Consider the following 9,895-nt stretch of genomic DNA (forward strand, 5'->3'; position numbering starts at 1 on the left):
TCCGCTAACGGCGGGAAGGTCTATTCCTCCAGGAACAGGCTCACCACATCGTTGGTGAATCGACGGCCTAGCTCGGTCGGTTGCACATGGCCGTCCGCCACATCCAGCCAGCCGCGCTGGACGGCCTCCGCCAGCGGTGCGTCCAGCACGCTGCGCGGCAGCCCGGTGCGCGACTCGAAATCGCGCAGGCCGAAACCTTCGTGCAGGCGCAGCAGGTTGAGCATGTACTCGAACGGCAGCCGCTCCGGCGCGATCACGTCGTCACCACCGAACGAGGCCGGGGTGCCCGCGCTGTCCAGGTAGGCCTGCGGATGCTTCAGCTTCCAGCGGCGCAGCACGTGTTCTTCGGCACCCGAGCTGATCTTGCCGTGCGCGCCGGCACCGATGCCCAGGTAGTCACCGAAACGCCAGTAGTTCAGGTTGTGCGCACTCTGGCGGCCAGGGCGTGCGTAGGCGCTGACTTCGTACTGGTTGAAACCGGCCTGCGCCAGCAGCGTCTGGCAGTGCTCCTGCATGTCCCAGGCGTTGTCTTCATCGGGAATGCCCTGCGGCGGCCGCGCGAAGAACACCGTGTTCGGTTCCAGGGTCAGCTGGTAGTGCGAGATATGGGCCGGTTGCAGTGCAAATGCGCGTTCCAGATCGGCCTCGGCACCGGCCAGGGTCTGTTCCGGCAGCGCGTACATCAGGTCGATGTTGAAGTTGTCGTAGCCCGCGTCCTGCGCCATCTTCACCGCGCGCTCGGCTTCGCCACTGTCGTGGATGCGGCCCAGACGCTTGAGCATGGCATCGTCGAAACTCTGGATGCCGAAACTGAGGCGATTCACCCCGGCCGCGCGGTAGCGGTCGAAACGACCATGCTCGGCGGTGCCCGGGTTGGTCTCCAGGGTGATCTCGGCATTGGGCGCGAAACGCAGGCGCGCGCTGGCCTGCTGAAGGAAGCGGTCGATCGCTTCCGGCGGGAACAGGCTGGGCGTACCACCACCGAAGAACACGCTGTGCACCACCCGGCCCCAGACCAGTGGCAGGTCCTGGTCCAGGTCACGCAGCAGCGCGTCGATGTAGGCGTCGAACGGCAGCTCGCCCTTGGCCTGGTGCGAATTGAAATCGCAGTAGGGGCATTTGCGCACGCACCACGGCAGGTGCACGTACAGCGACAGCGGTGGCGGCACCAGCCGCGGCGGGCTGTCGTGGTCAGCGGAGCAGGCTTCGCCGGGCAGGTGGTTGCAGTGGTCGTGGGCGTGCGGCATGGGCTTGTTCGGTAGTGCCGGCCGCTGGCCGGCTTCCCTGGTTCGATCGGGTGGCGTCAGTACAGCGTCGCCAGCTGTTGCTTGAGCTGCTGCAGGGCAATGGCGCGGTGGCTGATGGCGTTCTTCAGCGCCGGCTCCATTTCCGCGGCGGTCAGGCCGTGGGTGGTGTCCAGGAACACCGGGTTGTAGCCGAAACCATTCGTGCCGCGCAGTTCGCGGATGATCTGGCCTTCCCAGCGGCCTTCGCAGATCAGCGGCTGCGGGTCGGTGGCGTGGCGCAGCAGCACGATCACCGCATAGAACCGGGCGCTGCGCTGGCTGTCGGGAACATCGGCCATCGCGTCCAGCAGCTTGGCGTTGTTGGCCGCCGCGCTGGTCGGGTGACCGGCATAGCGCGCGCTGTACAGGCCCGGCGCACCGCCGAGGGCGTCGACGATCAGGCCCGAATCATCGGCCAGCGCCGGCAGGCCGGTCGCTTCGCAGGCGGCGCGCGCCTTCAGCAGCGCGTTCTCGACGAAGGTCAGGCCGGTCTCTTCCACGTCACCCAGGCCCAGCTCAGCGGCCGAGGTGATCTGCAGCGGCAGGTCGGCGAGGATCTCCTGCATCTCCACCAGCTTGCCGGCGTTGTGGCTGGCCAGTACCAGTTTCTTCATTGACGGGGCTCCAGCAGGTCCCAGGTGTTGCCATACAGATCGCGGAACACCGCAACCGTTGCATAGGGTTCTTCGCGCGGCGCTTCCAGGAACTCGACGCCGGCGGCCAGCATCGCCGCGTGGTCGCGGTGGAAGTCATCGGTGTTGAGGAAGAAGGCGACCCGGCCACCGGTCTGATTGCCGATGCGGCTGCGCTGCTCCTCATTGCTGGCACGGGCCAGCAGCAGCGCGGCGGCGCTGCCGTCGGTCGGGCCGACCACCACCCAGCGCTTGTGGCCCTGGTCGATGTCCTCCAACAGTGCGAAGCCGAGCTTGCCGGTGTACCAGGCGATGGCTTCGTCGTAATCGGCCACCACCAGGGTGGTCAGGGCAAGGCGCCGGTTCATGCCGACAGCGCCGCCTGCTGCGCGGCCAGCAGCTCGGCCACGCCCTTTTCGGCCAGGCCCAGCAGCGCGTCCAGTTCATCGCGACGGAAGGCGTGGCCTTCGGCGGTGCCCTGCAGTTCGATGAAGCCACCACCGTCGTTCATCACCACGTTCATGTCGGTGTCGCAGTCGCTGTCTTCGGCGTAGTCCAGGTCCAGCACCGGGGTGCCGCGGTACACGCCCACCGACACCGCGGCCACCGCGCCCAGGATCGGGTTGCGCTTGATGTCGCCACGCTTCATCAGCACGTTCACCGCATCGACCAGGGCCACGTAGGCGCCGGTGATGGCGGCGGTGCGGGTGCCACCGTCGGCCTGCAGCACGTCGCAGTCGAGGGTGATGGTGCGCTCGCCCAGCGCGTTGCGGTCCACGCACGCGCGCAGGCTGCGGCCGATCAGGCGCTGGATCTCCAGCGTGCGGCCGCCCTGCTTGCCGCGGGCCGCTTCGCGATCACTGCGGGTATGGGTGGCGCGCGGCAACATGCCGTACTCGGCGGTGACCCAGCCTTCGCCCTTGCCGCGCAGGAAGCCCGGCACGCGGTTCTCGACGCTGGCGGTGCACAGCACGCGGGTTTCACCGAAGCACACCAGCACCGAACCTTCGGCGTGGCGGGTGAAGCCGCGTTGGATGACGACCGGGCGGAGCTGGTCGGGCTGGCGGCCGCTGGGGCGGGAATCGGACATGGTGCGGGTTCCGTAATGGCGAGGGAGTACGCCGCCACGCCCGCGGCCTTCACGGGGCGGGCAAGGGGGCTCTGGTGAGGGCGCTAGGGTACCATTCCCCCTTTGCACGCACCGGACACAATCCATGATTCGAAGCATGACCGCCTATGCCGGCGGCGAGCGGGTCACCCCGTGGGGCACGCTGGGCTGCGAGCTGCGCTCGGTCAACCACCGCTTCCTGGAGGTCGGCACCCGCCTGCCCGAGGAACTGCGGGCGCTCGAACCGCAGCTGCGCGAGCGCATCGCCGCACGCCTGAGCCGTGGCAAGCTGGATCTGGTGGTGCGCCTGCGCGCGCCGGAAGCGGCGGCCAACCTGCAGGTGGACGAGGCCCTGCTGGGCCAGCTGGGCCGCCTGGCCCACCGCCTGACCTCCGATTTCCCCAACCTGCAGGTCAGCTTCACCGACCTGCTGCAGCTGCCGGGCGTGACCCGTGGCGAGGCCACCGATGCCGCGGCCCTGCAGGTCGAGGCACTGGCCCTGCTGGACCAGGTGCTGGACGGCTTCGTCGAGGCCCGTGAGCGCGAAGGCGGCAAGTTGTCGGCGGCCATCAGCGAGCGCGTGGACGGCATCGAACGCATCGCCACCGAAGTCCGCACGCTGATTCCGGCCATTCGCGACGGCCAGCGTGCCAAGCTGGCCGCACGCCTGGCCGACCTGCCGCACCCGGTCGATCCCGGCCGCGCCGAGCAGGAACTGGTGCTGTGGCTGCAGAAGCTGGACGTGGATGAAGAGCTGGACCGTCTTGGCAGCCACATCGTCGAGATCCGCCGCGTGCTCAAGCAGCGTGAGCCGGTCGGCCGCCGCCTGGACTTCCTGCTGCAGGAGTTCAACCGCGAAGCCAACACGCTGGGCTCGAAGTCGGTGGACAGCCGCACGTCCAATGCCGCGGTGGAGCTGAAGGTGCTGATCGACCAGATCCGCGAACAGGTGCAGAACATCGAGTGATGCTGCATCCAGCGTTACATCAGGGGCGCCTTCGGGCGCCCTTCTCATTACAGCGTCTCAGCGGACGCTGACACCCGGCAGGCCCGCGCCCAATCGCCCCACCACGGCTGCCTGGCCGAACCCTGCGTCGTGGAAGCAGGCCAGCACCGCGTCCACCGCTTCCGGGGCGCAGGACACCAGCAGCCCACCGCTGGTCTGTGGGTCGGTCAGCAGCGGCTGCCAGTGTGCCGGCAACCCATCGGCGAAACGCACCTCCTCACCATACGAGGCCCAGTTGCGGTTGGACGCGCCGGTCAAGCAGCCGCGCTGCAGCAGCTCCAGGGCCTGAGGCAGCAGCGGCACCTGTGCGCTGTCCACCTCCGCAGCGACACCACTGGCGCGACACACTTCCAGCAGGTGGCCGAGCAGGCCGAAACCGGTGACATCGGTCATCGCGTGCACACCGTCCAGCGCAGCCAGGGGCACGCCCACGGTGTTCAGGCGGGTGGTCGACGCGATCATCTGCTGGTAGCCGTCGGCGTCCAGCACCTCTTTCTTCAGCGCCGACGAATACACGCCCACGCCCAACGGCTTGCCCAGCACCAGTACATCGCCGGCGCGGGCATCGGCATTGCGCCTGAGCCGCTGCGGGTCGAGCACGCCGATCGCGGCCAGGCCATAGATGGGTTCCACCGAATCGATGCTGTGGCCTCCAGCGACCACGATGCCGGCATCGGCGCAGGCACGCTCGCCGCCCTGCAGGATGCCGCGGATGGTCTCCTGCGGCAGCGTGTTGATCGGCATGCCGACGATGGCCAGCGCGAACAATGGTCGTGCCCCCATCGCGTACAGGTCCGACAGCGCGTTGGTGGCGGCGATGCGGCCGAAGTCGAACGGGTCGTCGACAATCGGCATGAAGAAATCGGTGGTGGCGACGATTGCCTGGCGGTCATCGAGGCGGTACACCGCGGCGTCGTCGCTGGTCTCGCGGCCGACCAGCAGTTCGGCCGGTGCCGGAAGCGCTGGCACGCCACGCAGCAGTTCGGACAGCACGCCCGGCGCGATCTTGCAGCCGCAGCCGCCGCCGTGTGCCAGCGAAGTCAGTCGTTGCGGGGCATCGGCCGTTGAAGGGGCGGGGGACTGCGCGTGCGTGGCCATGCCGACATCTCCTGCGGAAACACCAATGGCGGAAGGCAGCAGGAGTCGAACCTACCAGGGAGCGATCGACGCCCCCTACTGGGTTTGAAGCCCAGCCGCATGCCCGGATGCGCATGCCTTCCGAAAGTACGGCGGCACCGGTGGGCTCAGTCGCGGGCTGCGTTCCACTGCAGGTCGCCGCGCGGCCGATGCTGGTCACCGACGCGTCGAGTGTAGCCAACGCGGTTGAAGAACTCCAAGATCTGGATGCTGCGCTTGCGGCCCAGGCCGATGGCATCGCGGAAGGTGGCCGCATCCACCGTGCCGGTGGCCTGCGACAGCTGCGCGACGATCGCGGCCAGCTCGGCAATGCGGGCCGGTGCATAGAACAGGTCCGGCACTACCTGGAACAGTTCGCCACGCGCGGTAGCGCGGCGCAGGACGGCGCGGACCTCGTCTTCGGCCAGACCAACGTCGGTGGCCAGCGTGCGCACCCACGGTGGATCGAAGCGACCGGCGTGCAGCTGCGGCAGCACGCGTTCGAGCAGAAGTCGTTCGCGTTCCGGTGGCGCATGGTCATGGCCGGGCAGGCGCCACCAGGCGCCCACGCGCTGCACGCTGCCGTCGTCCAGCATGCCCTGCAGCAGGGCATTCCACAGGCTCGCTGCAAGCGCGGGCAGCGTACTGCGCTGCAGGCGCCCGCCATCAACACCGGGCTCGTCCGGACGTCGCTCGTGCCAGCTGCGCAGCGACGTGATCACCTGTTCGCGAAGCGCCTGCCAGTGCGAAGCAAAGATGACCACCGTGTCTTCGCGGGTGACGATGCGCCGCGTGCCCGCAGGAAGATCGATCCGGTCGGCCGCGCGCCGGCAGTAGCGTTGCAGGGCGGCCATGGCTATGCCGAAGGAAGCCTGCTGCAACAGCGGGCCGATTCCCGCACCTGTGGCCAGCTGCTCCAGTGCGCCCAGCCAGGCGAGCCGTGCCTGGCTGCGCCGGCGCCGCTGTGGCGGGTCCGGATCGAGCACGATGCCACCACCCAGCGTGCGGATGGCCGCTGAATCACGGGCGATGAAGCGATCACCGCACATCGCGCAGACCGGTGCATCGAACACCAGTTGCACCAACTGTCCGTCGCCGTGATCGACGTCCTCCAGCAGCACCACATGGGCCTGCCGGTGCATCGTGCCCCAGTGGATGTGCAGCGGCGCCCAGTCGCGCAACGGTGTTGCCAGTGCGGAAAGCCGCAGGCGTACGTCGACGCGACGGGTCGCCAGCAGGGCGCGCGAGTCGGCGATCCAGTCGCCACGGTGGATGTCGTCGCGGGCGATGGCAGCCAGGTTCAACGCGCAGCGCTGCCCGGCCATGGCGTGTTCGCTGGCCTGGTTCTGCGCGTGGATGCTGCGTACGCGCACGTCAGTGGCGGCCGGCATCAGCTGCAGATGCTCACCCACGGCAGCGATGCCGCCGTGCACTGCGCCGGTCACCAGCGTGCCGTGGCCGGCCAGCGAGAACACGCGGTCCACCGGCATGCGGAACAGCTCGCTGCGCAGTTCGGCCTGGCGCGTGTTGGCGTTGTCCGACGCCCACGCGTGCAGCTGGGTACGCAGCGCGTTGACGCCAGAATCGTCTGGTGCGGTGCTGTTGCAGGCGAATACGGGGGAATCCTGCAGCGGCGTTCCGGCCAGCAGCGCGGCGATCTCGATCTCGACCCGGGCCAGGCGCGCCGCATCCACACGGTCGATCTTGGTCAAGGCTACCGCGCCGCGGTCCACGCCCAGCAGTTGCAGGATCGCCAGGTGCTCGCGGGTCTGCGGCATCACACCGTCGTCGGCGGCGATCACCAGCAGGGCGACATCGATGCCGGTGGCGCCGGCCACCATCGTATGCACGAAGCGTTCATGGCCCGGCACATCGACGAAGCCCAGCGTCGCCTCCGCACTCCCGCCGCCTGTGCTTTCCACCGGGACATAGGCATAGCCCAGCTCGATGGAGATACCGCGCATGCGTTCTTCCTGCAGGCGATCGGTTTCGATGCCGGTCAGTGCGCGCACCAAGCTGGTCTTGCCATGGTCGATATGCCCGGCGGTGCCGACGATCATGCCTGCAGCGTGCTCCATTGCGCGAGGAAGGCGGCTTCGTCGGTGGGTTCCAGGCAGCGCAGGTCCAGCCACAGCGCGTCATCGGCAATGCGGCCAAGCACCGGCCGCGGCAGCTGGCGCAAGCGCTTGGCCAAGCGATCCAGCCCGCCGCGGCGCGCGCTGGTAACGCGCAGTCCGGCGCTTGCCAGCTGCGCCTGTGGCTGCGCGCCGCTGCCGATCTGGCTGTACATCGAGGCCCGTTCAAGCGCGTAGTCGGCGGCCAGCGACTCGCGCATCGGCTGCAGCAGGCGGTGTGCCTGCTCGTCGATGTCATCCCGCAGGCGCGAAAGGCTGCGCAGGGTCGGCAGCCGCAGTGCCAGCCGTTCCGGTTCGCGGTACAGGGCCAGCACGGCTTCCAGTGCGGCCAGGCCCATCTTGTCCATGCGCAGCGCCCGCTTGAGCGGATTGCGGTTGATCCGCGCGATCAGGTCGGCGCGGCCGGCGATGATCCCGGCCTGGGGGCCGCCCAGCAGCTTGTCGCCACTGAACGAAACCAGATCGGCGCCGGCCGCCAGTGCTTCCTGCACGGTGGGCTCGTGCGGCAGGCCGAAGGCCGCCAGATCGCACAGGCTGCCACTGCCCAGGTCCACCACCAGCGGCAGGCCGTGCTCGTGCGCGATCGCAGCCATCGCCGCAGTGTCGACCTTGGCAGTGAAGCCGGTGATCGCGTAGTTGCTGGCATGCACTTCCATCAGCAACGCGGTACGTGCGCCGACGGCATTGGCGAAGTCGGCCGGGTGGGTGCGGTTGGTGGTACCGACTTCCAGCAGCCGCGCGCCGGCGCTGCGCATCACATCGGGAATGCGGAAGGCACCGCCGATCTCCACCAGTTCGCCGCGCGACACCACCACCTCGCGGCGGTTGGCCAGGCTGTTGAGCAGCAGCAGGACCGCCGCCGCATTGTTGTTGACCACGGTGGCGGCTTCGGCGCCGGTCAGTTCGCAGACCAGCGCCTGCACCCGTGCATCGCGGTCGCCGCGGCGGCCGCGGATGATGTCGAATTCCAGATCGACCGGCGCTGTCATTGCGCGGGTGACCGCCTGCACGGCGGCATCGGGCAACAGCGCGCGGCCCAGGTTGGTGTGCAGCACGGTGCCGGTCAGGTTGAACATCGGCTGCAGCTCCAGGCGTGCGTCGGCCGCCAGTGCGGCGCCGAGCGCCGCGACCAGCGACGGGCCGTTGATGGCCTGTTCGAGGCGTTCGGCCGAGAGCTGCGCGGCGCTGATACGGTCGCGTAGTTCCTGCAGGTGTGCGCGCAGCAGTTGGGTGATGCGGCTGCGGCCGTGGCGTTCGATCATGGCCGACAACGCAGGCAGGCGCAGCAGCCGGTCCAGCGAAGGCAGGGCGGCGGCCGATGCCGGCGTGGCGTGCGTGCGTGGCATAGGTCAGTTGCCGTCGGATTGCCACAGCAGCGGGTTCTGGCTGGCGCGCGCATAGCCTTCCTCGGCCAGCAGCAGGTCCAGCGCCAGCGTGCCGAGGTCATCGGCCACCGGCTCCAGTGACGGATCTTTCTCCAGGTACAGGATCTTGCGATAGCTGTGGCAGTGGTCGCAGGTCTCGGCGCGCACCGCACTCCCGCGCACCGCCTCGCCGCTGTCACCGTCCACCTCGGCCAGGGCGCGATAGGCAATGTCCTTGCCGGCGGCGCCGCACTGGCTGCACTGCACGCGCACGTAATGCCACTGGCAGGCACACAGTGAGCACGACAGGTAGCGATAGGCGGCGTAGGGCGGGCGCGCCTGCACCACGCTGGCCACCGGCAGCGTGCCACAGAGCGGGCACAACCCTGGCGCATCGGCCAGCGGCTTCAGGTCGGTCGGATGGAAGCTGGCGGCGAGCACCGCCCAGTACACCTGCAGCGCGTTCATCACCAGCAGCGCAGCGACGGCGTCGACCGACGGCGCGTCATCGCGTTCCAGCACCGCATGCGCCTGTGCATCCAGCCACGCATCATCAGCGGCGGCGACGCGCTGTAGTTCCTGCCGGGTTTCCACAGGCAGCCCGGTTTCGTCGGCACAGTGCCGGCACAGCGTGCGCAGCCAGTCGCGCCAGCGCCCATCCAGTTGCAGTGTGTTGGCCGGCCGCAACGGCATGCCGGCGCTAGCCGCCGCGCTCGACTGTTGCGCGCGCGCCTGTGCCTGAAGCCCCTCGCGTTGCTGCGGCGTCAACTCATCCAGCAGCGCCTGCTGCGCATCGGCCAGCGCCGCCAGCAGCTGCAGGTAGCCACCGATGGCACTGTGCCCGGCCAGGCTGCGCAGGCGTGCCGCGCGCGTAGCGAACAGTGACCCGGTATCAGGCAGGATGATGCGCGGCACATCGCGCGAGGCGAGCGTCTCGATCTCACCGGGTTCAAGGATGCGTTGCGCCATGCAGGGCCAGCCAGAAGAACCAGGCTCCATCCTCGCTGTTGTCGGCGCTGGCGTCCAGCGTGTTGCCGGCCATTTGAAAGGTTGGGGTCAGATCCGTTTTCCACAGGAAAACGGATCTGACCCCATCGGTTGGTTGAAAGTGGATCCCGAGCGTTGGTCGGGATTCGATCAGTGCCGACCAACGGTCGGCACCCACCGACAGATCGCGGCCAACTGTCGAAGGCGGGGTGGGGCCGGTTGCGGGAGCGTGAGCCGCATGGGCCCGAGGCATGCCTCGGG

General features: G+C 68.8%; 10 protein-coding genes and 1 tRNA gene. 1 reads left to right on the forward strand and 10 read right to left on the reverse strand.

Annotated elements, in window-relative coordinates:
- Positions 1-20: 20 nt before the first annotated feature.
- The 4 genes from hemW to rph are packed head-to-tail and all read right to left on the reverse strand — an operon-like array spanning position 21 to position 3,008.
- Positions 21-1,247 (reverse strand): radical SAM family heme chaperone HemW, encoded by a 1,227-nt coding sequence (gene hemW, locus HMPREF3114_RS08515; RefSeq protein ID WP_070489560.1) that lies wholly within the window; start codon positions 1,245-1,247, stop codon positions 21-23.
- Positions 1,248-1,303: 56 nt separating this feature from the next.
- The gene (rdgB, locus tag HMPREF3114_RS08520) at positions 1,304-1,900 is read right to left on the reverse strand and encodes an RdgB/HAM1 family non-canonical purine NTP pyrophosphatase (protein ID WP_070489562.1); all 597 of its coding nucleotides are present in this window, start codon (positions 1,898-1,900) and stop codon (positions 1,304-1,306) included.
- A complete protein-coding gene (locus HMPREF3114_RS08525) occupies positions 1,897-2,286 on the reverse strand; it encodes a VOC family protein (protein ID WP_019661993.1) in 390 nt (129 codons plus the stop codon). Before HMPREF3114_RS08525 ends, rdgB begins: the two co-directional genes overlap by 4 nt.
- A complete protein-coding gene (gene rph, locus HMPREF3114_RS08530; protein ID WP_049426699.1) occupies positions 2,283-3,008 on the reverse strand; it encodes a ribonuclease PH in 726 nt (241 codons plus the stop codon). The genes HMPREF3114_RS08525 and rph overlap by 4 nt, the downstream gene beginning before the upstream one ends.
- A 124-nt stretch (positions 3,009-3,132) precedes the next feature.
- On the opposite strand from rph, the gene HMPREF3114_RS08535 reads away from it, so the two are divergent.
- On the forward strand, positions 3,133-3,993 hold the full coding sequence (locus HMPREF3114_RS08535) for a YicC/YloC family endoribonuclease (RefSeq protein WP_070489564.1): 861 nt from the start codon (positions 3,133-3,135) through the stop codon (positions 3,991-3,993).
- A gap of 57 nt (positions 3,994-4,050) precedes the next feature.
- Here the strand turns inward: HMPREF3114_RS08535 and selD are convergent, their stop codons facing one another.
- From selD to HMPREF3114_RS20975, 6 genes are all read right to left on the reverse strand, one after another.
- A complete protein-coding gene (gene selD / locus HMPREF3114_RS08540; protein ID WP_070489566.1) occupies positions 4,051-5,130 on the reverse strand; it encodes a selenide, water dikinase SelD in 1,080 nt (359 codons plus the stop codon).
- Positions 5,131-5,156: 26 nt separating this feature from the next.
- Positions 5,157-5,252: transfer RNA gene (locus HMPREF3114_RS08545), tRNA-Sec, on the reverse strand.
- Positions 5,253-5,276: 24 nt separating this feature from the next.
- On the reverse strand, positions 5,277-7,208 hold the full coding sequence (gene selB, locus HMPREF3114_RS08550; RefSeq protein ID WP_070489572.1) for a selenocysteine-specific translation elongation factor: 1,932 nt from the start codon (positions 7,206-7,208) through the stop codon (positions 5,277-5,279).
- Positions 7,205-8,629 carry an L-seryl-tRNA(Sec) selenium transferase gene (gene selA / locus HMPREF3114_RS08555; protein WP_070489568.1) on the reverse strand — a complete coding sequence of 475 codons (1,425 nt, stop codon included), beginning with the start codon at positions 8,627-8,629 and terminating at the stop codon, positions 7,205-7,207. Before selA ends, selB begins: the two co-directional genes overlap by 4 nt.
- Before the next feature lie 3 nt (positions 8,630-8,632).
- Complete coding sequence (gene fdhE, locus HMPREF3114_RS08560; protein WP_070489570.1) at positions 8,633-9,616, reverse strand: formate dehydrogenase accessory protein FdhE; 984 nt, start codon at positions 9,614-9,616, stop codon at positions 8,633-8,635.
- Positions 9,597-9,895: hypothetical protein (locus HMPREF3114_RS20975; protein WP_218086318.1), on the reverse strand; the 299-nt coding region annotated here is incomplete at its 5' end. The genes fdhE and HMPREF3114_RS20975, both read right to left, overlap by 20 nt.

The sequence above is a fragment of the Stenotrophomonas sp. HMSC10F07 genome (genome assembly GCF_001807895.1).
GTDB lineage: Bacteria > Pseudomonadota > Gammaproteobacteria > Xanthomonadales > Xanthomonadaceae > Stenotrophomonas > Stenotrophomonas sepilia.

Bases quoted from the DNA above. Each gene is read 5' to 3' on its own strand.
- hemW (WP_070489560.1), bottom strand. From the start codon at position 1,247: ATGCCGCACGCCCACGACCACTGCAACCACCTGCCCGGCGAAGCCTGC.
- rdgB (WP_070489562.1), bottom strand. From the start codon at position 1,900: ATGAAGAAACTGGTACTGGCCAGCCACAACGCCGGCAAGCTGGTGGAG.
- HMPREF3114_RS08525 (WP_019661993.1), bottom strand. From the start codon at position 2,286: ATGAACCGGCGCCTTGCCCTGACCACCCTGGTGGTGGCCGATTACGAC.
- rph (WP_049426699.1), bottom strand. From the start codon at position 3,008: ATGTCCGATTCCCGCCCCAGCGGCCGCCAGCCCGACCAGCTCCGCCCG.
- HMPREF3114_RS08535 (WP_070489564.1), top strand. From the start codon at position 3,133: ATGATTCGAAGCATGACCGCCTATGCCGGCGGCGAGCGGGTCACCCCG.
- selD (WP_070489566.1), bottom strand. From the start codon at position 5,130: ATGGCCACGCACGCGCAGTCCCCCGCCCCTTCAACGGCCGATGCCCCG.
- selB (WP_070489572.1), bottom strand. From the start codon at position 7,208: ATGATCGTCGGCACCGCCGGGCATATCGACCATGGCAAGACCAGCTTG.
- selA (WP_070489568.1), bottom strand. From the start codon at position 8,629: ATGCCACGCACGCACGCCACGCCGGCATCGGCCGCCGCCCTGCCTTCG.
- fdhE (WP_070489570.1), bottom strand. From the start codon at position 9,616: ATGGCGCAACGCATCCTTGAACCCGGTGAGATCGAGACGCTCGCCTCG.